We start from the raw sequence: 25,350 nt of genomic DNA, 5'->3' as shown, positions 1-25,350 counted from the left end.
TCGATCCGATCAAGCGCCGGTCCCGTTGGTACCCGCCGTCGGCGGGCTGCCGGTCCCGATTTCCGGGCCGACAAAGACGGCATCGTAGAGATCGGCCGCTGGAGTGTCAAGGTGAGTCCGGTCAGGGAATTACGCCGATCCGGAGGCGGCGGCGCGACGGAGCTTGCGGACCTCGGCGGGGGTCAGAGCGCGGAAGGCGCCGGGGGCGAGGCTTCCGAGCTCCACGCCGCCGTAAGCTGTCCGCCGAAGCTTCTGGACGGGGTGGCCGACCGCCTGGAACATACGGCGGACCTGGCGGTTCCGCCCTTCGGCGACGACGATCTCCACCCAAGGGTTCTCCGCGGGGCGCAAGAGCTTGAGCCGCGCCGGCGCGGTGCGGCGGCCGTCGAGCGGGATCCCCCGCGCCAACCGCCGCAGCGTCTCCGGCTCGGGGCGACCGCGGACTTTGGCCACGTAGCGCTTTTCCACGCCGCTCGAAGGATGCATGAGGTCGCGCGCGAGGTCGCCGTCGTCGGTCAAGAGCAGGAGGCCCTCGCTGTCGTAGTCGAGCCGGCCGACCGGGTACACCCGGGTGCGGATCCCCCGGAGGAGCTCCGCGACCGTCGGACGGCCCTCGGGGTCGCTCATGGTGGTGACGACACCGCGGGGCTTGTGGAGCAGGAGATAGGTCTTTTGGGCAGGCTCGGCGGCGACCCTTTTCCCGTCGACCTTGATGGCGTCGTCGGCCGGGTCGACCTTCGTGCCGAGGTCGGAGACGATCCGGCCGTTGACGGTGACCCGCCCTTCGAGAATCAGCCGCTCGGACGCGCGCCGCGAGGCGATCCCCGCGTGCGCCAGGACCTTGTGCAGCCGCTCGCTCATTCCTCTTCGGAATCGGAGGATGCGCCGCGGATGTCGGCGGTCTCCTCCGCGTCGTCGACCGGGACTTCGGGCGCGGTGCCCTCTTCGAGCGCCCCGAGGAACTGATCGAACTCCTCGAGCGAGGGAAGATCCTCGAGACGGTTCAATCCGAAATGCACGAGGAACTGCTTCGTCGTGCCGTACAGGAGCGGGTTGCCGACGACCTTCTTGCGCCCGAGGATGCGGATCATCTTTTTCTCGAGGAGGTTCTTCACGGCGCCCGCCGGATCGACGCCGCGCATTGCCTGGATCTCGGGAAGGGTCATCGGTTGGCGGTACGCGATGATCGCGAGGGTCTCGAGGGCGGCCGTCGAGAGTCGCGTGCGGTTGCGGTGCCGGAAGAACTGGCGGACGAGCCCGCCGACCTCGGGCTTCGTCGCGAGACGGAAGGCGCCGGCCACCTGCTCCACGACGAGGCCGCCGGGGCCGTCGGCATAGCGCCGCCGGAGCGCCTCGATGGCCGCGGCCACCTCTTCTTCCGTCGTCTCGCCGAACGCCGCCGCGATCTCCTTCGGCGGCACCGGCTCGGCGGCGGCGAAGAGCACCGCTTCGACCGCCGCGACGAGAGCGGCGGTCGGCTCGGCCTGGACGGTCGGGTCGGTCATGTCTCCTCCCTCGGGGCGGCGTCTTGCCGGAGCGCGATGCGGATGTCGCCGTAGGCCGCGCGCTGGAACAGGACGATCATCTGCAGGCGCACCATCTCGAGCACGGCGAGGAACGTCGCGATGCGCTCGATCCGCGACGGCAGCGCCGCGATCGTCTCGATGAAATCGAGCGAGGTGCCCTCGCGGAGGAGATCCGCGAGCCACGCGATCTTGTCGGCGACCGAGACGTCGTCCCGTCTCAGGTGGAGCTTGACGTCGTCGCCGAGGCGGTCGAGCAGCTTCTTGAACGCCGCGATGACGTCGAAGAGCTCGACCGAGAGGAGCTCCTCCCCCTCGAACTCCGCCGGAACCGATCCGCCCTTCGTCCAGATGAGGCTCCGGACGCTGTCGATCGCCTGGAGGTTCTCGGTCGCCTGCTTGAGCTGCTGGTACTCGAGGAGCTGGCGGGTCAGCTCGGCGCGTGGGTCTTCGGTGGCCTCCTCGGGGAGCGTGGGATCGGGAGGCAGGAGGAGGCGCGACTTGATGTGGACCAACGTCGCGGCCATGACGAGGTACTCGCCGGCGACCTCGAGATCGAGCTCGCGCATCATCGCGAGGTAGGTGTCGTACTGGGCGGCGATCTCGACGATCGGGATGTTCGTGATGTCGACCTCGTTGACGCGCACGAGGTGCAGGAGGAGGTCGAGGGGCCCTTCGAAGGCCGCGACGTGGACGCGGAGGCCGTCGTCGCTCATCGTCCCAACCCCATCCCCGCGCGCACGAGGCGCAGCGTCTCGCCAGCCGCCGCGCGGGCCTTTCCGGCACCGTCCTCGAGGATGGCGTCGATCCGCTCGGGTGCGGCGGCGAGCGCGGCGCGCTTGGCGGCGATCGGCGCCATCACCTCGACGACGCGCTCCTTGAGGCGGCCCTTGCAGTCGCGGCATCCGATCCCCGCGGTGCGGCATCCCGCGTCGGCCCACGCGACCGTGTCCGGAGCCGAGAACACCTTGTGACACGCGAAGACCGGGCAGATCTCCGGATTCCCAGGGATGTGGCGGTGAGTCCGCGCCGGATCGGTGAGCATGGCGTCGATCTTCGTCTTCACCGTGTCCGGCGGATCGCTCAGGAAGATCGCGTTGCCGTACGACTTCGACATTTTGCGGCCGTCCGTCCCCGGGAGGCGCGGTGATTTCGTCAGGAGCGCCTGCGGCTCGGGGAAGACCTCGCCGTAGAGATGGTTGAAGCGCCGTGCGATCTCACGGCACAGCTCGAGGTGAGGCACCTGGTCGTCCCCCACCGGAACGCCCATGGGCCGGTACGCGAGGATGTCCGCGGCCTGGAGCAGCGGGTAGCCGAGGAATCCGTAGGTGGCGAGGTCGCGCTCGCGGAGCTGCTCCTGCTGCTCCTTGTACGTCGGCACCCGCTCGAGCCACGAGAGCGGGACGATCATCGAGAGCAGGAGGTGGAGCTCGGCGTGCTCCTTGACGTCGGACTGGACGAAGACGACGGCACGCGCCGGGTCGATGCCGGCGGCGAGCCAGTCGAGCGCGACCTCGTGCACGAAGCCCCGCACCATCGAAGGGTCGGCGTAGTCGGTTGTCAGCGCGTGCCAGTCGACGATCGGGAAGAAGCACGCGTGCGTTTCTTGCAGCCGCACCCAGTTCGCGAGCGCACCGACGAGATGCCCGAGATGCAACGGCCCCGTGGGCCGCATCCCGGAGAGGATCCGAGGGCGTGGCTCTGGCGTCATCGCATCACCGAGGAAACGCTTCGCGGAGGTCGTGCGGGCGCTCGCGGAGAGTAACACCCGCGAGCGCGGGGGTCAACGCGCGGGTTGCGTGAGCGCCGCCTTGATCTTCTTGTCGAGCTTGTCCTGCCCCTTGCACATCGCCTTGCCGAGCTCGTCCACGATCCGCTCGACGGCGAACGTGCGTGCCGTGATCTGGGGGTCCTCGCCGAGCATCGTCGGTTGGCGCGACACGCTGACGACGAAGTGCTTGGCCTGAACGGGTGCCGCCCCCGCCGTCGTCAGCGCTCCGTCGACGTTGACGTCGAAGAGCGCCGTGCGCCGAAGCTCCTTGGCGGGATCGCCGGGCGCCAAGGAGGTCGAGATCGAGTCGAGAAAGCGCAGCTGCTCCTTGAGGGCGGAAAGCGAGACGGCGAGGTGGAGATCGGCGGGTGCCGACGGGTCGTCCGCGCCGGCGCTCGCCGCGGCGTAGCACCGCCCGGTGAAGGCATCGGCGAGCGCGCGGGCGACGTCGTCGCGGAACGCCTCCGGCCCCCCGCCGGCGCCCCACCGCACCTCCACCGCCAAGCGGTACGGGAGCGGGGGCGACGACGATGCATGGAGCGGTGCTGCGGCAAGCACGGCCGCGAGCGTCGCCGCAGCGACGCGGGCTCCGCTCATGCCCGAAAGACGAGCTTGACCATCCCGAAGCTGACCTTGTCGCCGTCCTGCAGCGGGTGCGGCCGTCCGGTGACGAGCTTGGTGCCGTTCACGAAGGTGCCGTTCAGCGCGCCGACCTCTTCCGTCAGCGTGAATCCGTCGCTCGCGCGCACGAGCCGCGCATGGCGCCGCGAGACCGATCGCTTGAGGTCGACCTGGGTGAGGTCGACGTCGGGCATGAGCTCGGTCACCGGATCGAAGCGGCCGATAAGCGTCTCCTGCGTGCCCACGGGGAAGATCGTTCCCTCCCCTTCCACCTCGAGACGCGTGCCGCTCCCCGCCGCGGACGAGGGCCGCGGTGCCACAGGGGCGACCGGTCGCGACGCCGCCGCGGTGCGGCCGTCGGCCTGCAGCGTCTCGATGCGGCGCTCCGACTCGCGGAGACGGATCGAGAGTTTCCGCAGCATGCGGATCGCGATCTCGATGTTCCCCTTGATCATCTTGTCGAAGGTCATGCTGTTGATCTCGATCAGCTCCGAGTCTTCGACGGACTCGGCCGAGATCGTCCGGGGCAAGCCCTCGAGGATCGACATCTCCCCGAAGAAGTCTCCCTTCTCCATCGTTCCGTGGACGCGCTTGACCCCTTCCGCGACGCGGAACAGACGGACCTTACCCGACTGCACGATGTACATCGTCGTGCCGAGGTCACCTTCGGTGAAGATCCGCTCCCCGGCACCGTAGCGCACCATGAAGTTCTGGAACGGGTTGGCGGCCATCCCCTTCGCCTTCGCCGCCGGTGCCACGTCCTCGACCTTGTTCACGGTTTCTTTGGTGGTCAATCGGTGCCTCCCCCTCGGCCGGAGAGCTTCCGCTCGTAGAGCGCCTTCTCGGCCTCGAACCTGACGTTCTGATCGGGATCATCGTGCGAGATCGTTTTCAGCGTTTCGTCGACGCCGGCGTCGGCGAGGGTCGAGATCGCGGCGGTCGCGGCGCGGCGAACCTCGACGTCGTCGTCGCGCCGTGCGCGGCCGGTGATCTCCGCGACGATCGTGCTGCGCTCGGGCACGGCCTCCGCCCCCTGGCGCACGAGAACGCGCCCGATGAGGACCACCGCGCGCTGACGGACGTCGGGTCGCGGCGACTCGAGGAGCGGTGTCAGGGATGGGAGGAGATCGAGAGTCTCCTTCCGGAACTTGACGACCAGCTCGAGCGCGGCATCGACGAGGACCGGATTCGGATCTTCGAGGAACTCGGGCACCGACGACCACAGCAAGCTGTCGGTCTTTCGTTCCTGGATGTCCGCGAGCTTCGCGGCGGCCTCGAGCAGCGGTCCGGGCGCCTCCTTCGGAATCTCGCGGGCGCCGGAGATTCCGCGCACGAGATCGTAGAGCGGGCTCGGCGCCGACGCCTTCTGCGGCGCGGCCTCGAGGAGGAGCAGATAGCCACGGCCCCGCGCGAGATCGAGAGCCTTGACTCCGACCGCGCGATCGCGGTTGGCCCGCTTGAGGTCGACGTAGAGGGTCGTTCGCGCGGGGACGGCTCCCTTGATCGGCTCGCGGGTCATCGCTTGGATGTACTTGCCGTCGTCGACGAGAACGTCTGCGGCGACGACGATCGGCGCCACCGCCATCCACTCGTAGAGGCCGAGGCGGATCGGATCGGGCGGCGGCTCGGTGACGGCCCCGGCGCGGGTCGCGGCGAGCGCGCCTGCGGCGAGGACGACGGCGATCGACGAGCGATGCTTCCAGGCCATACGTCGAGGATAAGGCCGTCTCAAGCGGCGCGCCGGTTCCGCGCGCTCAGTCGACCGGTTCGAGCCGCAGGCGGATCGAGAGCTTGAAGCGCTTCGCATGGCGCCCCTCGCCGAGCATCACGGGAACCAGGATCTCCCGCATCGCTCCCTCGGCCATCTGCGCGACGTCGAGTGTCGGATCGTTGAAGAGATCGTCGTTGCTCGCCACCTCGGTGAGGACGACATCCTCGTCCCTCTCGTCTTCGATCCCCGGCGAGGGAATCGGGAACGGAGCGATCGGCCGGTCGTCGTCGGCCGCGGGCGGCGCTGCGGGGGGTACGGGCGTGCGCGGCGCGCGCGATGCGGCGGACTGCGGAGCCGCGGGGGTTTTCCACTCCGGGTCGAACCCGCGGTCGATCTCGAACCCCGAACGCGCCGCCGGGTTGTCACGCCAATCGGCCGCGGGCGGGGCCTCGGGAGCCGCCTTCGCCTCGTGCGACAGAAGGTCCTCGAGGGAGACGGTCGAACCGGCGAAGGTGTCCTCGCCCTCCGGGGCCCCCATCCAGACGCCGTCTTCGGCTGCCGTCGTCGCGGCGGCGGCCACGGGCGCGGGCTCCGGGATCGGCGGCGCATCGTGCTCGCCGACCTCACCGACCAGGTCGTCGATCTCGGCCTCCTGGAACTTGGGCATCGTCTCGACGGGCGGCGGCGTGCGCGCGATCGCCGGCGCCGCCTTCGGCGCCTTGCGCGGTGCGGGGACCGCGGGCTTCGCCGGGGCGGCCGCGCGCGCAACGGGTGCGGGAGCGGGGGTGGGGACAGGTGCCGGGGCCTGCGGCACCGGCGCAGGCTGAGACATGGCGACGGCCGCCGAGGGCGTCTCGTGCGCCGGAGGCAGCGACTTCGGATCGTACTTGCGCGTGAGATGGAGCAACACGAGCTTCACGATCGCTTTGAGCGTGTCCTGAACGCCGATGCCGGTCGTGGCGACCGACTCGTAGAACGGCGCGTTGTACTTGTTGAGCGCTGCGTTCAAGTCTTCGATTCCGGTGAGCTTCGCGAGATCGCGCTTGTTGAACTGGATGACGTGCGGCATCTCGCCGAGCTTCATGCCGTGCGCCTTCAGGTTCTCCTCGAGGTTCTTGAACGACTCGACGTTGGCGCCGAGCATCGTCCCTTGCGAGTCGGCGACGAAGACGATCCCGTCGGCGCCCTTCAGCACGAGCTTGCGCGTCTCGTTGTAGAAGACCTGTCCGGGGACGGTGTAGAGCTGCACCCTCGTCTTCATGCCCCGGATCTCGCCGAGATCGATCGGCAGGAAGTCGAAGAACAACGTCCGGTCGGTCTTCGTCGCGAGCGAGAGCATCTTCCCGCGGACCTCGCCCGGCAGATTCTCGTGGATGAACTGGAGGTTGGTGGTCTTTCCGCAGAGGCCCGGGCCGTAATAGACGATCTTCGCGGTGAGCTCGCGCGTCGAGTAATTGAACAGGACCATCGAAGACCACCCCTTTCCCACACCCCGTCTAGGATCTGCCCTCGGGGATCGGCGCGAACATAGTTCCCATGCGCGGCACGGTCAAGAAAAGCTCAGAGTCCGCTCCCAGCGCGGCTCGGAAGAGGCCCGCGATTGCCGTTCAGGAGCGAGGCGACCTCCGCACCGTAGATGATGACGACGACGGCGACGTAGATCCAGGCCAGGAACGCGACCACTCCGGCGAGCGCGCCGCTCAGGAGGCCGAACGTCGGCGATTTCGCGAGGAGCCCGCCGAAGACCTGGCGCGCGCCCTCCCAGAGGACGACCGCGATCAGCGCGGCCTTCGCGGCCGCTCTCCAATGCACCTTCCCGCGCGGCAGCGTCTTGTAGAAGAGCGCGAAGACTCCGAACGTGACGAAGAGGAGCCCGACGATCGAGAAGATCCGCGCGGTCGGAGAGAGAAACCGCGGCGCGCCGGTGCGGGTGTAGTAGATGTCGAGCCAGGTCGCGAGATGGCCGCCGACGACCGTTCCTCCGAGCACGATGACGCAGCCCGAGAGGCCGGCGAACGCCTTGAGGCGCGAGAGCCAGAACCGCCGCAGCGGCGTCGTCCCGAACGCGACGTTCACCGCGACCTCGAGCGACGAGAACGCATGGCTCGCGACCCACAGGAGGACGGGAACGGCGATGGCGAGGAGCGTGCGCCCGTGGCTCAGGCTCTGCCCGACGGTCGAGAGCGACGGCACGATCTCCGTGGGCAGGAACGACGCGACGGCGGCGAGCGCCGCATCGGTGCCCGCGGTGCCCGGCAGCAGGTGGCCGATGAGGCGGCCGGCGAGGAGCAGGAACGGCGGAAGCGACAGGAGCGAGAAGTAGGCGACCGCCGCGGCGTGGTTCGGCCCGTGATCGGCGTTGAACTGCCGCAGCGCGCGCCACAGGAGGCGGAGGAACCGCGAGAGCGGGTCCTTCATCGGGCCTCGCGCTCGCGCCGGCTGCGGAACGTGAGGCGGAGCGGCGACGCGCCGAAGGCGAAGCGCTCCCGCAGACTGTTCTCGAGGTGGCGTCTCAAGGAGAAGTGGAGCCGGCGCGCCTCGTTGCAGAAGAGGACGAAGCGGGGCGGACGGATCCCGGTCTGCGCCGCGTAGAAGAGCCGCACGGAGCCGCCCTTCGCGGGCGCGCGCCGCTCCCGGGCGGCCTCGTCTTGCAGCCAGCGGTTGAGCTCGGGCGTCGGCACGCGCTTGCTGGCCGAGGCGAAGACATCGTCGACGCGATCGAGGATCTTCGTCACGCGCTGGCCGCTCTTCGCGCTCACCAGGACGATCGGAACCTCCTTGACGAAACGAAGGCGCGAGCGCACCTCGCGCTCCCAGTCCTTCGCTTTCGCCTCTCGTCCCTCGACCAGGTCCCACTTGTTGACCGCCACGACGACGGGCTTCGACTCTTCCGCCGCGTAGCCCGCGATGTGCGTGTCCTGCGCCGCGATCGGCTCGCTCCCGTCGAGGACGAGGACGACCACGTCCGCGCGCTCGATCGCCTGGCGCGCGCGCATGACCGACAGCGATTCGGCGACCTGGTGCACCCGCCCCTTACGTCTGAGGCCGGCCGTATCGACGAGCACGTAGCGCCGCTCGCCGAGACGGATCGCCGTGTCGACGGCGTCGCGCGTCGTTCCCGGGATGTCGCTCACGAGCATCCGCTCCTCGCCGACGAGCCGGTTCAAGAGCGAGGATTTCCCGACGTTCGGCCGGCCGACGAGGGCGATCTTGATCGGCGCCTCTTCCTCGCCGGCCACCTCACCCGCGGGGAGCTCGGGCAGCCGGGCTTCGATCGCGTCCCACAGCTCGTCGAACCCGCGCCCGTGCTCCGCGGAGACCGGTACCGGCTCGCCGAGGCCGAGCGCGTGGAGATCGTGGAAGGCGGCGTCCTGGGCGGGCCCATCGATCTTATTGGCGACGAGGAGCGTCTTGGCTCCCTTCCGTCTCAAGAAGCCCGCGACCTCGAGGTCGAGCGCCGTCGCTCCCGCACGTGCGTCCACGACGAAGAGGACGAGACCCGCCTCCGCGAGCGCAGCGTCGGCCTGCAAGAGGATCTCGGCGCCGAACGGGACGTCGTCCCAGCGAAGGCCGCCGGTGTCGACGACCCGGAACGGGACACCGCCGCCCTTCGCCGTGCCGTAGATCCGGTCGCGGGTCACGCCGGGCTCATCGGTGACGAGGGCGTCGCGCCGGCCGGTCAGCCGGTTGAAGATCGTGCTCTTACCGACGTTCGGTGCGCCGACGATCGCGACGACGGGAAGACGGCTCACGGCATCGACCTCGCGGCGGGGTTCAAAACGGCGCGCGAACCGTAGCACGAGTTCGAGGAGCCCGCGAGTTAACTATTGATCGGCAAGGGGTTAGAACGGCTGTCGCCTTGACACGCCCCGTCCCGCTCCGTAGACTCCGAGGCCTTTCCCGCCCCGGGGGTTCGCGGATGATCAAGGCCGACATCATCAACAGGGTCTCGGAGGACGCTTCGATCACGAAGGTCAAGGCAGTCGAAGCGGTCGAGGCCGTGTTCGAGGCGATGAAGACGGCGATGCAGCGCGGCGAGCGCATCGAGCTCCGCGGCTTCGGGGTGTTCCAAGTGAAACCGCGCAAGAAGGGAATCGGCCGCAACCCGCGCACCGGGCGCGAGGTCAAGATCCCGCCGGGAAAGACGATCCGCTTCAAGCCCGGAAAGAACCTTCGCAACCTCAGCTGAGCGCGGTCACTGCTTCGCGAGCGTGACGTCGACCCGCGTGACGTCGGGGCCGCCGACTTCCACCGTCCTCGCGTCGCTCGAGAAACCCGGACGCACGATCTGGAGCTGGTGCGGCCCCGTCGCGACGGGAATCGCCCCATGCAGGCGCGCGAGCTCTCCCGCCGTCCCGAGATACTCGCCGTCGAGGTAGACCGCGGCATCGTCGGGCTTCGCGTGAATCGTCATCCGCCCGCCGGCGACCGTCATGCTCTCCTGGAACGTCGGCGGCGCGCTCGAGGGTGGCCCGTTCGGGGCGGCGTAACCACCCGGCTGGCCGTTGGGGGCGTACCCGGGATCCGGTCCTTCCGCCTGCCGTTGAGGCGCCTGAGGTGCGGCGATCGTCCGGCGCTCCTCGCCCGAGCCTTCGCTCATGTCGTTGTCGAGCACATAGTGACCGCCGGGCATGACGTCGATGTCGAAGGTCAGAGTTTTGTAGCCGCCGTTCTGGAAGCTCACCGTGTGCTTGCCGGGTGAGACCCGAAGCTCGTCCCAGTGACCGTTGTAGTCCTTCGCAAAACCGACCGACTCGCCGTCCAGGAGGACTTCGGCGCTGCCGGGACTGACTTTCGTCTCGATGACCGCGGGCGTTTGCGGATGGGCGTCCCCCATCCCGTAGCCCGCGTCGCTGGGCGGGTAGTAACCGTAGCCGTAGTACGGGTAGCCCCAGCTGCCGTAGAAGCCGAAGCCCCAATAAGGCCAGCCCCAGTATCCGTAGTACGGGTAACCGTAGTACGGGTATCCGTAGCCGTAATACGGGTAGTAGCCGCCGTGGTAATAGCCGTAACGCGCGATCCCGTTCGCAGTCCCGTGACCCGGCACCTGGCCGTGAGGCGGAGGCATGCCGCGCTGCGCCGACGCATGACCCATCCCAGTTCCACCGCCGCTGTGGGGAACCGCGTGACCGCCGCGCGGGACTCCGCCTCCCGCGTGCGGGACCGTGTGGCCGAAGCTGCGCGGAGCTCCGCCCCCGCCATGCGGCACGGCGATGCGAGGCCCCGCGAGGGCCGAAGACATCGCGAGGGCGGCGGAGAGGGCGATCGGAGCGATGTGACGGAACGAGGCGCTCATGGGAGAACCTCCGGTCTCATACCACAGCAACATTCATACCGCGATCGGGCCTCGAATTCACCGGGAGTTCTCGAGAACTCACGTCCCCCAAGGAGGCCAGTCCGTCCTTTCCCGCGGACACCGTGCGGTTGTTATACTGGCCGTCGTTCCGTTGATTTTCCCTAGAGGCGCCCGTTGAGCGACGAGATCGCCGGATTCGCGGCGCCCGAGTTCATCCCCCACTTCCCGGTAGCGACGCAGCCCCGCCGGCGTGCCTGGCTTCATGGCGTGCTCCTTCTCGCGACATTCGTCACCGCCTGCATGTCCGGAAGCTGGTGGTGGGAGGACACGAGCAACGTCACCGGAACCTGGGCGGAGCTCTTGTCGCCGTCGAGACTCGCGCACGGTATCCCGTACGCGCTCCTCCTCATCCTCATCCTCGGCGCCCACGAGATGGGTCACTACCTCGCCTGCCGTTACTACCGGGTTCCGGCGACTCTGCCGTTCTTCATCCCCGGACCGCCGCTCCTGATCGGGACGTTCGGTGCGGTCATCAGGATTCGCGGTCCCATTCCCTCGCGGCGCGCGCTCTTCGATATCGCCGCCGCCGGGCCGATCGCGGGGTTCATCGTCGCGCTGCCTGTCCTCATCGTGGGGGCGGCACGACTCGTCGAAGTCCCTCCCACCCCCGATCTTCACGGAATGTTCATCGGCGATCCTCTCGTCTCGATCGCTGCGATCCGTTTCTTCCACGGCAGCGACGCCTCACTCCAGCTGAATTCGATCTACGGCGCGGCGTGGGTCGGTATGCTCGTGACGTCGATGAATCTCTTCCCCGTGGGGCAGCTCGACGGCGGTCACGCCGTGTTCGCGATCTCGCCGCGGGCGCACGCGGTCATCTCGTGGGCGACGATCGCCGGCTTCGCCGTCTGGGTGATCGGACAAAGCGTGTGGACCGGGATGCCCTCTCCCTATTCGCTCTGGCTCGGTATCCTCCTCATTCTTCGTGGACGCCACCCCAGGTTGCTCGACGAGGGTGAGCCTCTCGGCTGGGGTCGCCGCGCCGTCGCCGCATTCCTGCTCGCCATCCTCGTGCTCACGTTCATGGGCGCGCCCATGGGCATCAACTGAAACGATCCACCGGCGCGCTTCCGCTTCGAGAGAGACGGCACCGCAGCGGTCCGTGCGGTAGATCGCAGCGCCGCCAGATCCGAGCCGCGCGAGCGCCGACGCTCCCGGATGGCCGAACCGGTTCCCCGCGCCGACCGAAACGACGACGACGCGAGGTGCGACAGCGCGAACGAACGGGATCGTGCTGCTGCCGTCGGAGCCGTGGTGCGGCGCCACGAGCGCCTCGGCCGCCGGGCTCGCGGCCGCGAGCAGCGAGCGCTCGCCCGCCGATTCGAGATCGCCGGGGAGCAGGATCGCCGGTCCCTCCGGCGCGCGCGCACGGAGCGCCAGGCATCGGTCGTTGACCGGCCGGGTGCGGTCGTCCTGTCCCGGATGGAGGACGTCGACGGCGAAGCTCCCCGCGCCGAGGTGCGCGCCGCGCATCAGCCGCCGCACGGCGACGCCGCGCGCGACCGCCTCGGCGGCGAGCGCCTGGGTGAGCGGATCGCGCTCGCTCCCTTGGGCGAGCCACAGCTCGCCGACCTCGCGGTCCCGGAGCACGGCAAAGGCGCCTCCAGCGTGGTCGTCGTGGTCGTGCGAGAGGGCGAGGACGTCGAGCCGCCGGCAGCCGATCGCGGCGAGGGCGGGAACGACGATGCGGTCGCCCGCGTCGAGCCGTCCCTCGCCAGCGGGACCGGCGTCGTAGAGCGAAACGTCCCCTTCCCCGCCCTGGAGGAGAACCGAGAGCCCCTGGCCGACGTCGAGCACGGTCACCGTCGCCCGCCCCGGTGCCATGGGGAGCGGCCCGAGGTGGATCGCGAGGGCCAGGAAGAACACCGCGAGCCCCGCCGCGCGGCGGCGGCCGGCGAATGCGTAGAGGAGAAGCACGACGACGTAGAGCGCGTCGAGGAGAGGAGGCGGCGACGCGACGCGGAGATGACCGCACGGGAGATTCGCCGCGATTCTCGAGACGGCGAGGAGCGCATCGACCGAGTGATCGGCGGCAGAGGCGCCCGCCCGTCCCACGACCAGGACGAGCACGCCGCCCGCCATGCACGCGGCGCAGAGCGGCGCTGCGACGAGGTTGGCGACGAGAGCGGCGGGTGCCGTGCGCCCGAAGGCGTGAGCGACGAACGGCAACGTCGCTGCGTAGGCGCCGGTCGTCGCGCCGAGCGAGCGTGCCACCGGTCCACGCTTCGCGGCGCGGTCGCTCAAGCCGACGACGAGACCCGCTGTGGCCGCGACGCTCAGAACGAACCCGATGTTCCACGCGAGCCCCGGTGAGGCGATGACGAGCCCCGCGGAGGAGAGCGCCAGCGCCGCGAGCGGCAGGGCGTCGCGTCCCGTCGCGCGCGCCACGAGCGTCACCGCGAGGAGGCCGCAGGCGCGCCACACCGCGGCGCCGTCGCCGACCAGGGCGGCGAGCGCGGGAAGGAGGACGACGCTGGCGAGAGCACACGCCTTCGCCCCCGCACCCGCGCGCCGTGCGAGCGCCAGGAGCACGAGCACGGTCATCGCCGTGTGGAGTCCGCTGATCGAGATGAGATGGACGAGGCCGGCGTCGCGCAGGCACGCCACGTCCTCGGGATCGAGGAGGCCGCGGTCGCCCAGCACCATGGCGCCTAGGATCGCGCGCGTGCGCCCGGCCGGGTCGACGGCACCGTCGAGCCGCGCGATCGCCGCCGCGTGCAAGCGATCGAGGATGCGACCGATCGACGCCCCACCGCTCTCGAGGCGTCTCACGAGACGGGAACTCTTCACCCGCCCTTCGGCATCGAGCCGGTCGCCGAGGAGTCGCCGGCGCGCGTCGTCGGCCGAGCCGAGCGGCCCCCCGCGCGGCGCGCGGAGCGTGCACCAGACGAGGATGAGATCGCCGCGCCTGAGGCCGTCCAGGCGCTCGCGATCGGCGTCCTGAGGTGCCGCGACGTCGAGCGCGATGCGGGCATCGCGTCCTTCGACGTCGATGCGAAAGGCCCGCTCGCCGTTCGTCTGTCTTTCGGGCGCGGAGACGACCCGTCCGGTCAGCTCGATCTCGACGCGATCCCGTCCGTCGAAGAGGCGTCGCTCAGCCGCGGCGTGGCGGATCCAGGAGAGCCGTTGCACCGCGGCGCCCGCCCCCCACGTGGCCACGATGAAGAGGAGGAGCGCCGCGCGGCGATGCCGTCGCACGAGCCAAGTCATGACCGAGCACACGCCGGCCAAGACGAGCGCCGCGCCGAGATGCGGGCGCGGGCCGCCCATCGCGGCGCCTGCGATCAGCGCGGCGGCGAGAACGACGATCGGAGCGGGCAGATCCGGGTGCAACGGCGACGCACCGGGAGGCGGGACACGAGCACTCTACCGCATTCGATGGAGGCCGAGGGCCGCGCGCAACCGATCCGCACGGCCGCGAAGGTAAGTTTTGGCGAGCTCGGCCGCGGGCATGCGCCCGCGAAAGGGAGCCAGCGCCTCGGAGGTCTCGCGCTCGGCCGCGGCGATGAGATCGGCGGGCGCGAGCCGCGGAAGCGCCTCGTCGAGCTCGGCATCGAGGGCGCGAGGGTCGTCGTCTTTGCGGAACGAAGCCAGGAGCCGCGTGAGGAGCGCGCGGAGCGCCGGCGACAGATCGGAGCGCGCGAGCGCGGCATCCCACGTTTCTGAGGACGCTTTCGCCGGCTCCTGGGAAGCCGGCGCCGCGGCGCGTCCAGCGGCCACGGTCCTCCACGCCTCGTCGACCGCCGCAGCGAGGTACGAGAGCGACCGGAGCGACGCCCCGGAGCGCCGTCGCGCGTCGAAGACGTCGACGACGAGCGCCGCGGGGATTCCGCGCCGCCGCCACTCCTCGATGACCGCGAACTCGCGCGGGGACAGAAGCCCCGGCCGGGACTTCAGACGGGCCCACGCCTCCTCGATCGTCCTGTGGTAACGCTTGGGATCGTCCGCCGTCATGCGCGGTGCTTGAGGTGCAGGATCATGTGGTCGACGGCGCTCCGGATGATCGCGAAGGCGTCCCGGTAGTCCTCGATCGGGCCGGCGACCGGATCGTCGAGCTCGGGAGCGCCCCCGGTGGGCTCCGGACCGTTTTCGAAGGCCCGGATCAGGAGGCGGCGCCCCGGTCCCTGCGGGAAGCGCTCGTGGAGCGTGTCGAGCTGACGGAGCGTCATCGCGACGACGAAGTCAGCGGTTTTCAGGTCGGCCGTCGACACGCCGCGCGAGCGGTGGCCGGTGAGATCGATCCCCTCCTCGCGCCCGACCTCGATCGAGAACGGCGCCGCCGGCGCGCCCTTGATCCCGAGGAGGCCGGCCGAATCGACCACGACGTGGCCGAGGCCTCGCTCTGCGGCCCGGTGCCGGAGGTACGCCGCAGCGAGCGGGCTCCGGCAGATGTTGCCGTCGCAGACGAAGAGCACCCTCACCGGCGGTTCTTCTCCCAGATGAGGCGCAGCCCTTCGAGGGTGAGGTCCGGCTCGACCCCGGCGAGGAAAGCGAGCTCGCCCTCGAACGCGGGTGCGAGGCCGCCGGTCGCGATCACGGGTGCCTCGACCCCGAGCTCCGCATGGAGGCGCTTCACGATCCCTTCGATGAGCGCGACGTAGCCGAGGAAGAGCCCCGCTTGCACGCTCTCCTCGGTCGTTCTTCCGATGACGCGCGCCGGCTTGCGCACGTCGACGCGCGAGAGGCGCGCGGCGCGCGAGAACAGCGCCTCGGCCGAGATGCCGAGGCCCGGGGCGATCACGCCGCCGAGGTATTCCCCCTTGGCGCTCACGACGTCGAACGTCGTCGCGGTGCCGAAGTCGAGGACGATCACCGGCGCGCCGTAGCGCTGGACCGCCGCCACGGCGTTGACGATGCGATCCGCGCCGACCTCGTGGGGGTTCTCGTAGAGGATGGGGATTCCCGTCTTGACTCCCGGCGCCACGAAGACGGCGGTCCGCTCGAACGTCCCCTCCGAGGTCGCCGCGAGGACGCCGTTCCAGTCGGGGACGACCGAGGAGACGATGACGCCGTCGACGCCGGCGGGGTCGAGCCCCTTCGCCGCGAAGAGCGAGCGGAGGAGCGCTCCGAGCTCGTCGGCGGTGTTTTCCTTGCGAGTCGCGATGCGCCAGCTCGCGACGAGGCGCTTGCCGTCGAAGAGCCCGAGCACCGTGTGCGTATTCCCCGTGTCGACCGCGAGCAGCATCGTCAATCCTCCGCCGGCGCCACCGATTCTCCCGCGTGCACCGTCACGATGCCACGGCCGGTCTTCACGCGGAGCGCGCCCGTGGCATCGAGCCCGTCCGTGACCCCGGCCTCGCCGGTGGCGAGGCGCACCCGCGAGCCCGAGGCCGCCGGAGCCATCGCGAGGAACGTCTCTTCGACCTGATCCCAGGCGCCGCTCTCCAGCCGATTCAACGCGTCTCCCAGTGCGTCGAGGAGCTCCACAGCGACCGTCTCCCGTTCCGGCGCGGGTGCGCCGGCCGCGAGGGCCAACGAGGTCGCGGCGTCGCGAAGGTCCGCCGGAAAGTCCTCCGCCCCGTGTCCCACGTTGACGCCGATGCCGAGGACGAGCTCGCGGCCGCTCTCCCCCGCCTTCATCTCGGCGAGGATCCCCGCGAGCTTGCGGTGGCCGACGAGGACGTCGTTCGGCCACTTGATGGAGGCACGCGACGCTCCGAGCGTCCGGCACGCGCGGCACGTGGCCACCGCCGCGGCGAGCGCGAAACGGCCCAGCCGGTCGGCCGGCTCCTCGGGGCGCACCAGGACGGAGAGGTAGAGACCGAGACCCTGCGCGGAATGCCACGCGCGCCCGAGACGGCCGCGCCCCGCCGATTGGCTGCCGGCGATCACGACCGTTGCCGCGGGTGCGCCTTCGCGGGCGAGCGCCTTCGCGTCGTCGTTGGTCGAGCCGGTCGCGTCGTGCACGACGACGCGGCGGATCCAGGCGCGGGCGCCGAGCTCGGCTTCGAGCCGCGCGGCGTCGAGGTGTGCGCTCAGGGGAGGCTCTCGAGGTCCATGGCGAGATCGGCGGCCGCGACCGAGTGCGTGAGGTAGCCGAGGCTGAGCGCATCGACGCCGGTCGCCGCGACCGCCTTCAGCCTCCCGGGCCGGAGGCCGCCCGACGCCTCGAGCACGATCTTCCCCTTCCCGAGGGCGACGCAGGCCGCGAGATCGTCGAGGCTCATGTTGTCGAGGATGGCGCGGCCGGCGCCCGCGGCGATCGCCTCCTCGAGCTCCCGACGGTTGCGCACCTCGGCGGTGATCGCGTCGGCAGGCACGCCGGACGACAAGCAAGCGCGTACCGCGTCTCCGAGCGACGCCGCCGCGCCGAGATGCGTGTCCTTGATCATCGCCTGATCGTAGAGCCCGATGCGATTGTTCGTCCCGCCGCCGACGGCGACCGCGTACTTGTCGAGGAGCCGCAAGCCCGGCGCCGTCTTGCGCGTGTCGAGGATCCGGGCGCCGGTGCCGGCGATCTCCTGCACGGCGGCGGCGGTCGCGGTCGCGATCCCCGAGAGACGCTGAAGGAAGTTGAGCGCGGTCCGCTCCCCCTCGAGGAGCGCGATCGCGCGCCCCTCCACGGTGAGGACCCGCTCGCCGGCCGTCGTTCTCCGCCCGTCCTCGGCGGCGTAGGGGAAACGCGCTCCGGCGTCGAGGCGGAGGAAGACCCCTCGGGCGATCGGAATGCCGGCGACCACGAGAGGCTCGCGCGCGACGACGTGCGCGCGCGCCCGAAGCTCCGAAGACACCACCGCCAGCGAGGTGATGTCCCCACGCGCTCCGAGATCTTCCGCGAGCGCCGCCTCGATCGACCGGGCCACAGCCTGAGCGTCGAGCGCCGGCGGGGTCATCCCAGGGTCGCGAGCGTCGCCTCGATGCGGCGCTTCTTCTCGAGGAACTCCTTCTGGATCGCCCGCTCCTTCTCGACGACCTCGGCGGGCGCGCGCTCGAGGAACGACTCGTTCGCGAGCTTGCGGTTCCGCGCGTCGAGCTCCGCGACGATCTTGGCGAGGTCACGCGTCAAGCGCGTGCGCTCCGCGTCGAAGTCGAGGAGCCCCTCGAGCGGGATCGCCACCTCGAGGCTCCGCACGACGCCCCTCGCCGCGACGAGACCCTCGGGGAACGCCTCGACGACCTCGACACGATCGGCGCGGACGAGCGTCGCGACGAGCGCGGCCTGATCCGACACGAGCTTGCGGTTGCGGGCGTTCTCTGCATGCACCATGAGGTCGATACGGCGCGACGGATCGATCCCCGCCTCCGCACGAACGTTCCGAGCCTTCACGATCAGCTCTTGGAGGAGCTCCATGTCGCGCTCGGCGCGGGCGTCCAATCGGTCCTCACGGACCCTGGGCCACGCGGCGGTCGCCAGGAGCTCGCCGTCGTGCGGAATCTTCTGCCAGAGCTCCTCGGTGACGAACGGCATGACCGGGTGGAGGAGACGGAGCAGCGTGTCGAGGACCTCGAGCAGCACGGCGCGGGCGACCTCCGCGCGCCGTCCCTCGGCCAGGAGGTCCGGCTTCACGAGCTCGATGTACCAATCGCAGAACGCGTGCCAGACGAAGTGATAAAGGGTGTCGGCCGCGCGGTCGAAGCGGTACTGCTCGAGCGCGCGGTCGACCTCGCCGATGACGGCGTGGGTGCGCGCGAGGATCCAGCGGTCGACGAGCGTCAGCTCGTCCTCGGTGTAATCGCGCTTGACCTCGGCGCCTTCGAGCCGGAGCAGGACGAAGCGGCAGGCGTTCCAGAGCTTGTTGGCGAACGCCCGGTACCCTTCCATCCGTCCCTCGGCCAAGGGGATGTCGTTGCCCGGCGCGGCGAGCATCGCCATCGTGAGGCGCACGGCGTCGGTGCCGTAGCGCTTCTGCACGTCGTCGGGGTCGATCGTGTTCCCCTTCGACTTCGACATCTTCTGGCCCTGCTCGTCGCGGACGAGGCCGTGGATGTAGACCTCGCGGAACGGCACGTCGCCCATGAACTTGAGGCCGAGCATCATCATGCGCGCGACCCAGAAGAAGATGATGTCGAACCCGGTGATGAGGAGATTCGTCGGGTAGTAACGGGCGAGGTCGGCCGTCGACTCCGGCCAGCCGAGCGTCGAGAACGGCCAGAGCCCGGACGAGAACCAGGTGTCGAGCACGTCGTCGTCCTGACGGAGGGGGCCGCGGCACTTCGCGCAGGCCTTCGGATCGTCCTCGTGGACCTCGACCGTCCCGCAGGCATCGCAGTACCACGCGGGAATCCGGTGACCCCACCAAAGCTGGCGCGAGATGCACCAGTCGTGGATGTTCCGCATCCATTCGAAGTAGACCTTCTCCCACGAGGGGGGCACGATGACGGTGCGGCCCTGCTCCACCGCGGCGACCGCGGTCTCGGCGAGCGGACCGACCTTCACGAACCACTGCGGCGAGGCGAGCGGCTCGACGACCGTTCCGCAGCGCTGGCAGTGCCCCACGGCGTGCTCGTGCTCGCGCACGCCCACGAGGAGCCCCGCCTCCTCGAGCCGGGACACGACGCGTTTCCTCGCCTGGTAGCGGTCGAGCCCCGCGAACTCGCCGGCTTCCTTCGTCATCTTCCCGTCGAGGTCGATGACGACGATCTCCGGGAGGCCGAGCCTGCGGCCGGCGGCGAAATCGTTCGGGTCGTGCGCGGGGGTGACCTTCACGGCACCGGTTCCGAACGCGGGGTCGACGAAGGTGTCGGCGACGACGGGGATCGTGCGTCCGGCGAGCGGCAGCGTGAGCGTTCGCCCGACCGCCGCGCGATAGCGCTCGTCGTCGGGATGGACGGCGACGCCGCTGTCGCCGAGCATCGTCTCGGGCCGCGTCGTCGCGACCTCGATGCCCCCGCCCCTGCCGTCGGCGAACGGGTAGCGGATCGTCCAGAGCTTGCCGCGCTCGGTCTCGTGGATCGTCTCGAGGTCGGAGAGCGCCGTCCGGCACCGCGGGCACCAGTTCACCATCGCGCGATCGCGGTAGATGAGCCCTTCGCGATGGAGGCGGACGAAGACCGTCCGCACGGCCTTGCTGAGCCCCGGGTCGAGGGTGAAGCGCTCGCGCGACCAGTCGCACGACGCGCCGAGGCGCTTGAGCTGGCCGGTGATCCGCGAGCCGTAGAGCGACTTCCATTCCCAGACGCGCGCGACGAACGCTTCGCGTCCCATCGTGCGGCGGTCGATCCCCTCCTTCTGGAGCTGCTTCTCGACGACCGTCTGCGTCGCGATCCCCGCGTGATCGGTGCCCGGGAGCCACAGCACGTCCCAGCCCTGCATCCGCCGCCAGCGCGCGATCACGTCGTGGAGCGTGTAGACGAGGACGTGCCCCATGTGGAGGTTGCCGGTCACGTTCGGCGGCGGGATGACCATGCAGAACGGGCGCGCGCCCTGGTCGCGGCCGGCGCGGAACACGTCGCGCTCGATCCAGGCCTTCGCCCAATGCTCCTCGATCGCGTCGGGACGGTATTCCTTCTCTATGGACATCGATTCCTCGGAGGGTTCGCGCGTCAGCGCGGCTCGCGCTCGCCGCGCTCGATCTCTTGGAGGCGCTCGCGGACGATCACCTCGGCGAGGTCGGGCACGACGTCCCAAGCGATCTCGCGGAGGACCTTGTCCGAGAGGCGCACGACGACGGCGCGTGCGATCGCGTCGATGTCGCTCTCGGAAAGAAGATGCGTCGGACGTGGCGGCGGCTCCGGGGGGGCCGTCTTCGGCTCGGGAGCCGCGTCGGCCAGCGCGTCGAAGATCTCCTCGAGGTCGTCGTCCTTGGGCGGCGGCTCCGCGGGAGCCTGCGCTGTCCTCGAGGCGGGGCGCGCTCCGCGGGCGAGCAGCTCCTCCACCCGCTCGACGAGCGAGCGCGAGTCGAACGGCTTCGTCACCGTGCCGTCGCTCCCGCAGGCTTCGGCCTCCGCCGGATCGAAAGGCTCGAACGCGCCCGTGAGCAAGAGGACGGGCACCGGACGGGGCGAGCCCTTGACCGCGCGGCACACGTCGTACCCGGACGGTCCCGGCATGACGACGTCCGCGAGCACGAGGTCGGGATGCACCTCGCTCATCCGCTCGAGCGCTTCGTGGCCGGAGGCGACCGCGAGAACGCGGATGTTCGTGTCGGAGAAGGTCAGCTCCACGACCTTGCGGATCGTCACGCTGTCGTCGGCGAGGAGGATCGTGCGGGCCGCCGTCATCGGAGCACGCGCGGCTTCACGTTCGAACGGACCCACGCGATGACGTCCTCGGTCGAGGCTCCCGGGGTGAAGATCTCGAGCACGCCGGCCTTCTTCAGGCCCGGGACGTCCTCGTCAGGAACGATCCCGCCGCCGAAGACGGCAATGTCCATCGCCCCCCGCTCCCTCAGGAGCTCGATGACGCGCGGGAAGAGGTAATTGTGCGCGCCAGAGAGGATCGACAACGACACCGCGTCGACGTCTTCCTGGATCGCCGTCTGCACCACCATCTCGGGAGTCTGGTGGAGGCCCGTGTAGATGACCTCGAAGCCGGCGTCGCGGAAAGCGCGCGCGATGATCTTCGCGCCGCGGTCGTGACCGTCGAGTCCGACCTTGCCCACGAGGAGCCTGAGGCGCCGCTCGCCCGTCATCAGAGAACCGAGACTTCCTGGTAGGTCCCGAAGACCGGCACGAGCGCTTGGCTGATCTCTTGAACCGTGCCGTACGAGCGCACGGCGTCGAGCATCGGCGGGATGACGCTCTCGCCGCTCCGCGCGGCGTCGGCGAGAGCCGCGAGCGCCGCCTCGAGCTTGGCGCCGTCGCGCCGCTTCTTCACGTCGGCGAGCCGCGCGAGCTGCGCGGTCTCGACCCCCTCGCCGATCTTCAGGATCTCCATCCGCTCCTCGTTCTCGAGGGCGAATTTGTTGACCCCGACGATCGTCTTGATGCCGCGGTCGGTCTGCCGCTGGTAGTGATACGAGGCGTCGGCGATCTCCTTCTGCGGGAAGCCGCGCTCGATCGCCGCGATCATGCCCCCCATCTGGTCGATGCGCTCGATGTAGGCCATCGCCTCGCGCTCGACCCGGTCGGTGAGCGCCTCGACGAAGTACGACCCGCCCAGCGGGTCGATGGTGTTCGTGACGCCCGACTCCTCGGCGAGGATCTGCTGCGTCCTGAGGGCGACCGTCACCGCCTGCTCGGTCGGAAGCGCGAGCGCCTCGTCGAACGAGTCGGTGTGGAGCGACTGCGTGCCGCCCAGGACCGCCGCGAGCGCCTGGATCGTGACCCGCGCGACGTTGTTGAGCGGCTGCTGCGCCGTGAGGGAGCAGCCCGCCGTCTGCGTGTGGAATCGGAGCATCCAGCTGCGGGGCGACTTCGCCTCGAACCGCTCGCGCATGACGCGCGCCCAGATACGGCGCGCGGCCCGCAGCTTCGCGATCTCCTCGAAGAAGTCGTTGTGCGAGTTGAAGAAGAACGAGAGGCGCGGCGCGACCTCGTCGACGTCTTGGCCCGCGGCGCGGGCCGCCTCGACGTAGGCGATGCCGTCGGCGAGCGTGAACGCCAGCTCCTGCACCGCCGTCGAGCCCGCCTCGCGGATGTGGTAGCCCGAGATCGAGATCGTGTTCCACCGCGGGACCTCACGGGTGCAGTACGCGATGAGGTCGGTGATAATGCGCATGCTCGGCCGCGGCGGGTAGATCCACTCCTTCTGGGCGATGTACTCCTTGAGGATGTCGTTCTGGAGCGTGCCGTTGAGCTTGGCGAACGGGATTCCCTGCTTCTCGGCGACGGCGAGATACATGCAGAAGAGCACGGCCGCCGGCGCGTTGATCGTCATCGAGGTCGAGACCTGGTCGAGCGGGATCCCGGAGAAGAGGATCTCCATGTCGGCGAGCGAGTCGATCGCGACCCCTTCGCGGCCTACCTCGCCCCGCGCGAGCGCGTCGTCGCTGTCGCGGCCCATGAGCGTCGGCAGGTCGAAGGCGGTCGAGAGCCCGGTCTGGCCGTGCTCGAGGAGATATCGGAAGCGGGCGTTCGTGTCCTCGGCGGCACCGAAGCCGGCGAACTGCCGCATCGTCCACAGGCGGCCGCGGTACATCGTCGGGTGGATGCCCCGCGTGAACGGATACTCGCCGGGATAGCCGAGCTTCTCGTCCTCGCTCCAGCCGGGCCCGAGGTCGTCCTTGGTGTAGAGCCTCTCGATCGGGAGGTCGGAGACGGTCGAGAACAGGACCGGTCTCTCGGCGCTCTTCTCGAGGCTCGGCTTGAGAGTCCGGCGCTCCCATTCCTCGCGGGAACGGCTCCCCTTGCGCTCGCTCACGCTGTCCTCCCCGAAAATGTTACAGCGCCGGAACTTATCAGGCTTCCGGAGAGGGGTCAAGAAACGCGGCCGGCGTCAGAACTCGGGGTCGACGAGGCCGAAGCTGCCGTCCTTCATCCGGTAGACGACGTTGACCCGGTAGGTCTTCGCGTCACGGTAGACGAGGAGGTCGGACCGGTTGGCCTCGAGCTCCATGACCGCGTCCTCGGCGGTCAGCGGCTTCAGGCGGTAGCGCTCGCTCCTCGCGACCCGGGGCGCGGGCCGTTTTTTCCGCGCGGGTGCCGCGGCCGGCGCGACCGGTGCGGCCTCGGGGGCGCTCCGCCGCGCCTCGCGTTTCTTCTTCGACGTCAGCTTCTCCTTGTGCTTGAGCGCCTGCCGCTCGAGCTTGAGGACGACGTCTCCGATCGACGCGTAGAGGTCTTCGGTCTCGTGCGCTCCGGCGAGGAGCACGTGGCGCGACTTGACCTGGATCTCGGCGAGGTGGCGGTGCTTCTCGACGGCGAGCACGACATGCGCCTCCGCCGGGCCGTCCAGGAGCTTCTCGACCTTCTTGAGCTTGCTTTCCGCGAACTTCCGGAGCGCCGGCGTCACCTCGACCTGCCGGCCGGTGATGTGGACACGCATCGTCGACCCCTCCTCAGGAGAGCCCGGACTTGCGCGAGCTCGATGACGGAATCTTCAGCTCCTCACGATACTTCGCGACCGTCCGCCGTGCGATCTGCAGGCCTTCGCCGAGCAACACCTTGACGATCGCGGCGTCGGACAGCGGCCGTCCCTGAGCCTCCCCCGCGATGATCTTCCGGATCCGTTCCTTGACGGTGAGCGACGAGACGTTCTCGCCGCCGTGAACCGACGCGATCCCGCTGTGGAAGAAGAAGCGCATCTCGTACAGGCCGCGGTGGGTGTGCATGTACTTGTTGTTGACGACCCGGCTCACCGTGCTCTCATGCATGCCGATGTCGTCGGCGACGTCCTTGAGCACGAGCGGGCGCATGCGCTCGATGCCGAAGTCGAGGAACTCGCGCTGGTGCTTCACGATCGAGGTCGCGACCTTGAAGATCGTCCGCTGACGCTCCTCAAGGCTCTTGATGAGCCGGAACGCCGAGCGCAGCTTGTTGCGGACGTAGTCCTTCGCCTCGGCCGGTGTGTCGGCGCCGCCCCCGCGCTCGACCATGCGCCGGTAGACCGGGCTGATCCTGAGGCGCGGCAGCCCCTCTTCGTTGAGCATGACGTTGTACTCGTCGTCGATCTTCACGACGTAGACGTCGGGGACGACGTACCGGCTGCTCTCGACGCTGTACTTCTGCCCGGGGCGCGGGTCGAGGCCCTTGATGATCTCGATCTCGGCGAGCACGTCGTCGAGCGGGAGCGCGAGGATCTCGGCGAGCTCCTTGTAGCGCCGGGTCTGGAGCTTGTCCATGTGGTGGAGGACGATCGTCTCGGCGACCGAGCCCTCCTCGCCGAGATGGCGGAGCTGGATCGTGAGGCATTCCACGAGGTCGCGCGAGGCGACCCCCGGCGGGTCGAACCCCTGGACCAGCGCCAGCGTCTGGCGCACCTCGTCGGCGTCGTAGGCGCCCATCTGCTGGATCTCTTCGAGGCTCGCGCGCAGGTAGCCGTCCTCGTTGAGGTTGCCGATGATCGCGCGGCCGATGTCCTTCATGCTGCCGGGAGTGGCGCTCATGTCGAGCTGCCAGGTCAGGTGCTCCGCGAGGCCGGGCCGCTCGGCGAGCGTGTTCTCGAACGAGGGCAGCTCCTCCCCCGTCTCGACCGCGGCGCGCGGCGTGTAGCTTCCCTCGACATCCTGGAAGTACGACTCGTAGTCGATGTCGTCGAAAAGGTCCTTGCTCTCCGGCTCGGGCGTCGTCTGCGGCTCGGCCGCTTCCTCACCCGGCGCCGCCTCGGACGATTCGGCGGGGGCGGGCTCGGGCTCGCGGACCTCCGGTGGAGGCGCCTCGTCCGCGGCTTCCTCGAGGACCGGGTTCTCGTTGAGCTCCTGCTGGATCTCCTCGACGAGCTCGAGCTTCGACATCTGGAGGAGCTTGATCGCCTGCTGCAGCGAAGGCGTCATGATGAGCCGTTGGCTCATCCTGAGATTGAGTTTTTGTTCGAGGGCCATCGAGCAGA

At 69.7% G+C, this 25,350-nt stretch carries 24 protein-coding genes; 1 reads left to right on the top strand and 23 read right to left on the bottom strand.

Going from position 1 to position 25,350, the window contains the following annotated elements; translation table 11 throughout:
• Positions 1-129: 129 nt before the first annotated feature.
• From VFV19_15050 to der, 10 genes are all read right to left on the bottom strand, one after another.
• Positions 130-861, bottom strand: a complete 732-nt coding sequence (locus VFV19_15050) for a pseudouridine synthase (protein HEX4825617.1) — start codon at positions 859-861, stop codon at positions 130-132.
• On the bottom strand, positions 858-1,505 hold the full coding sequence (gene scpB, locus VFV19_15045; protein HEX4825616.1) for an SMC-Scp complex subunit ScpB: 648 nt from the start codon (positions 1,503-1,505) through the stop codon (positions 858-860). Before scpB ends, VFV19_15050 begins: the two co-directional genes overlap by 4 nt.
• Positions 1,502-2,239, bottom strand: a complete 738-nt coding sequence (locus tag VFV19_15040) for a segregation/condensation protein A (GenBank protein HEX4825615.1) — start codon at positions 2,237-2,239, stop codon at positions 1,502-1,504. Before VFV19_15040 ends, scpB begins: the two co-directional genes overlap by 4 nt.
• Positions 2,236-3,234 (bottom strand): tryptophan--tRNA ligase, encoded by a 999-nt coding sequence (gene trpS / locus VFV19_15035; GenBank protein HEX4825614.1) that lies wholly within the window; start codon positions 3,232-3,234, stop codon positions 2,236-2,238. Before trpS ends, VFV19_15040 begins: the two co-directional genes overlap by 4 nt.
• Positions 3,235-3,306: 72 nt before the next feature.
• Positions 3,307-3,891, bottom strand: coding sequence for a hypothetical protein (locus VFV19_15030; GenBank protein ID HEX4825613.1), 585 nt, complete (start codon positions 3,889-3,891; stop codon positions 3,307-3,309).
• On the bottom strand, positions 3,888-4,709 hold the full coding sequence (locus VFV19_15025) for a cyclic nucleotide-binding domain-containing protein (protein HEX4825612.1): 822 nt from the start codon (positions 4,707-4,709) through the stop codon (positions 3,888-3,890). The genes VFV19_15030 and VFV19_15025 overlap by 4 nt, the downstream gene beginning before the upstream one ends.
• Positions 4,706-5,623 carry a HEAT repeat domain-containing protein gene (locus tag VFV19_15020; protein HEX4825611.1) on the bottom strand — a complete coding sequence of 306 codons (918 nt, stop codon included), beginning with the start codon at positions 5,621-5,623 and terminating at the stop codon, positions 4,706-4,708. Before VFV19_15020 ends, VFV19_15025 begins: the two co-directional genes overlap by 4 nt.
• Positions 5,624-5,669: 46 nt before the next feature.
• Positions 5,670-7,094, bottom strand: a complete 1,425-nt coding sequence (locus VFV19_15015; GenBank protein HEX4825610.1) for a GTPase domain-containing protein — start codon at positions 7,092-7,094, stop codon at positions 5,670-5,672.
• Positions 7,095-7,186: 92 nt separating this feature from the next.
• Complete coding sequence (locus VFV19_15010; protein HEX4825609.1) at positions 7,187-8,044, bottom strand: YihY/virulence factor BrkB family protein; 858 nt, start codon at positions 8,042-8,044, stop codon at positions 7,187-7,189.
• Entirely contained in the window at positions 8,041-9,378 is a 1,338-nt protein-coding gene (gene der, locus VFV19_15005) for a ribosome biogenesis GTPase Der (GenBank protein HEX4825608.1), read from the bottom strand. The genes VFV19_15010 and der overlap by 4 nt, the downstream gene beginning before the upstream one ends.
• 167 nt (positions 9,379-9,545) lie before the next feature.
• On the opposite strand from der, the gene VFV19_15000 reads away from it, so the two are divergent.
• Entirely contained in the window at positions 9,546-9,815 is a 270-nt protein-coding gene (locus tag VFV19_15000) for an HU family DNA-binding protein (protein HEX4825607.1), read from the top strand.
• 6 nt (positions 9,816-9,821) lie between these two features.
• Here VFV19_15000 and VFV19_14995 read toward each other — a convergent pair whose 3' ends face one another.
• The 13 genes from VFV19_14995 to rpoN form a co-directional block, all read right to left on the bottom strand.
• The gene (locus VFV19_14995; protein HEX4825606.1) at positions 9,822-10,922 is read right to left on the bottom strand and encodes a PEGA domain-containing protein; all 1,101 of its coding nucleotides are present in this window, start codon (positions 10,920-10,922) and stop codon (positions 9,822-9,824) included.
• 744 nt (positions 10,923-11,666) lie between these two features.
• Positions 11,667-14,315, bottom strand: coding sequence for a ComEC/Rec2 family competence protein (locus VFV19_14990; GenBank protein HEX4825605.1), 2,649 nt, complete (start codon positions 14,313-14,315; stop codon positions 11,667-11,669).
• 33 nt (positions 14,316-14,348) lie between these two features.
• A complete protein-coding gene (locus tag VFV19_14985) occupies positions 14,349-14,936 on the bottom strand; it encodes a hypothetical protein (protein ID HEX4825604.1) in 588 nt (195 codons plus the stop codon).
• Positions 14,933-15,403: a hypothetical protein gene (locus VFV19_14980; GenBank protein ID HEX4825603.1), complete on the bottom strand. Its 471-nt coding sequence runs from the start codon at positions 15,401-15,403 to the stop codon at positions 14,933-14,935. Before VFV19_14980 ends, VFV19_14985 begins: the two co-directional genes overlap by 4 nt.
• Entirely contained in the window at positions 15,400-16,167 is a 768-nt protein-coding gene (locus VFV19_14975) for a type III pantothenate kinase (protein HEX4825602.1), read from the bottom strand. The genes VFV19_14980 and VFV19_14975 overlap by 4 nt, the downstream gene beginning before the upstream one ends.
• A gap of 2 nt (positions 16,168-16,169) precedes the next feature.
• On the bottom strand, positions 16,170-16,889 hold the full coding sequence (locus tag VFV19_14970; GenBank protein HEX4825601.1) for a biotin--[acetyl-CoA-carboxylase] ligase: 720 nt from the start codon (positions 16,887-16,889) through the stop codon (positions 16,170-16,172).
• 68 nt (positions 16,890-16,957) lie between these two features.
• Entirely contained in the window at positions 16,958-17,815 is an 858-nt protein-coding gene (gene nadC, locus VFV19_14965; GenBank protein HEX4825600.1) for a carboxylating nicotinate-nucleotide diphosphorylase, read from the bottom strand.
• Positions 17,812-20,442: a valine--tRNA ligase gene (locus VFV19_14960; GenBank protein HEX4825599.1), complete on the bottom strand. Its 2,631-nt coding sequence runs from the start codon at positions 20,440-20,442 to the stop codon at positions 17,812-17,814. The genes nadC and VFV19_14960 overlap by 4 nt, the downstream gene beginning before the upstream one ends.
• A gap of 23 nt (positions 20,443-20,465) precedes the next feature.
• Positions 20,466-21,143 (bottom strand): response regulator, encoded by a 678-nt coding sequence (locus VFV19_14955; GenBank protein ID HEX4825598.1) that lies wholly within the window; start codon positions 21,141-21,143, stop codon positions 20,466-20,468.
• On the bottom strand, positions 21,140-21,553 hold the full coding sequence (locus tag VFV19_14950; GenBank protein ID HEX4825597.1) for a cobalamin B12-binding domain-containing protein: 414 nt from the start codon (positions 21,551-21,553) through the stop codon (positions 21,140-21,142). The genes VFV19_14955 and VFV19_14950 overlap by 4 nt, the downstream gene beginning before the upstream one ends.
• Positions 21,553-23,223 carry a methylmalonyl-CoA mutase family protein gene (locus tag VFV19_14945; protein HEX4825596.1) on the bottom strand — a complete coding sequence of 557 codons (1,671 nt, stop codon included), beginning with the start codon at positions 23,221-23,223 and terminating at the stop codon, positions 21,553-21,555. The genes VFV19_14950 and VFV19_14945 overlap by 1 nt, the downstream gene beginning before the upstream one ends.
• A 75-nt stretch (positions 23,224-23,298) precedes the next feature.
• Entirely contained in the window at positions 23,299-23,847 is a 549-nt protein-coding gene (raiA, locus tag VFV19_14940; GenBank protein HEX4825595.1) for a ribosome-associated translation inhibitor RaiA, read from the bottom strand.
• Between the two features lie 13 nt (positions 23,848-23,860).
• Positions 23,861-25,342 (bottom strand): RNA polymerase factor sigma-54, encoded by a 1,482-nt coding sequence (gene rpoN / locus VFV19_14935; GenBank protein ID HEX4825594.1) that lies wholly within the window; start codon positions 25,340-25,342, stop codon positions 23,861-23,863.
• Positions 25,343-25,350: the final 8 nt, after the last annotated feature.

This window comes from Candidatus Polarisedimenticolaceae bacterium, from assembly GCA_036275915.1.
Classification (GTDB): domain Bacteria; phylum Acidobacteriota; class Polarisedimenticolia; order Polarisedimenticolales; family DASRJG01; genus DASRJG01.
The sequence above is the reverse complement of the archived record's forward strand: the minus strand, read 5'-3'. Positions and strand labels throughout refer to the sequence as shown.

Coding starts and splice junctions, on each gene's coding strand:
- rpoN (HEX4825594.1), bottom strand. CDS start 25,342: ATGGCCCTCGAACAAAAACTCAATCTCAGGATGAGCCAACGGCTCATC.
- VFV19_15020 (HEX4825611.1), bottom strand. CDS start 5,623: ATGGCCTGGAAGCATCGCTCGTCGATCGCCGTCGTCCTCGCCGCAGGC.
- VFV19_14960 (HEX4825599.1), bottom strand. CDS start 20,442: ATGTCCATAGAGAAGGAATACCGTCCCGACGCGATCGAGGAGCATTGG.
- VFV19_14955 (HEX4825598.1), bottom strand. CDS start 21,143: ATGACGGCGGCCCGCACGATCCTCCTCGCCGACGACAGCGTGACGATC.
- VFV19_14950 (HEX4825597.1), bottom strand. CDS start 21,553: ATGACGGGCGAGCGGCGCCTCAGGCTCCTCGTGGGCAAGGTCGGACTC.
- VFV19_15050 (HEX4825617.1), bottom strand. CDS start 861: ATGAGCGAGCGGCTGCACAAGGTCCTGGCGCACGCGGGGATCGCCTCG.
- VFV19_15000 (HEX4825607.1), top strand. CDS start 9,546: ATGATCAAGGCCGACATCATCAACAGGGTCTCGGAGGACGCTTCGATC.
- VFV19_15015 (HEX4825610.1), bottom strand. CDS start 7,094: ATGGTCCTGTTCAATTACTCGACGCGCGAGCTCACCGCGAAGATCGTC.
- VFV19_15010 (HEX4825609.1), bottom strand. CDS start 8,044: ATGAAGGACCCGCTCTCGCGGTTCCTCCGCCTCCTGTGGCGCGCGCTG.
- raiA (HEX4825595.1), bottom strand. CDS start 23,847: ATGCGTGTCCACATCACCGGCCGGCAGGTCGAGGTGACGCCGGCGCTC.
- VFV19_15040 (HEX4825615.1), bottom strand. CDS start 2,239: ATGAGCGACGACGGCCTCCGCGTCCACGTCGCGGCCTTCGAAGGGCCC.
- nadC (HEX4825600.1), bottom strand. CDS start 17,815: ATGACCCCGCCGGCGCTCGACGCTCAGGCTGTGGCCCGGTCGATCGAG.
- VFV19_14985 (HEX4825604.1), bottom strand. CDS start 14,936: ATGACGGCGGACGATCCCAAGCGTTACCACAGGACGATCGAGGAGGCG.
- scpB (HEX4825616.1), bottom strand. CDS start 1,505: ATGACCGACCCGACCGTCCAGGCCGAGCCGACCGCCGCTCTCGTCGCG.
- trpS (HEX4825614.1), bottom strand. CDS start 3,234: ATGACGCCAGAGCCACGCCCTCGGATCCTCTCCGGGATGCGGCCCACG.
- VFV19_15030 (HEX4825613.1), bottom strand. CDS start 3,891: ATGAGCGGAGCCCGCGTCGCTGCGGCGACGCTCGCGGCCGTGCTTGCC.
- VFV19_14975 (HEX4825602.1), bottom strand. CDS start 16,167: ATGCTGCTCGCGGTCGACACGGGGAATACGCACACGGTGCTCGGGCTC.
- VFV19_14995 (HEX4825606.1), bottom strand. CDS start 10,922: ATGAGCGCCTCGTTCCGTCACATCGCTCCGATCGCCCTCTCCGCCGCC.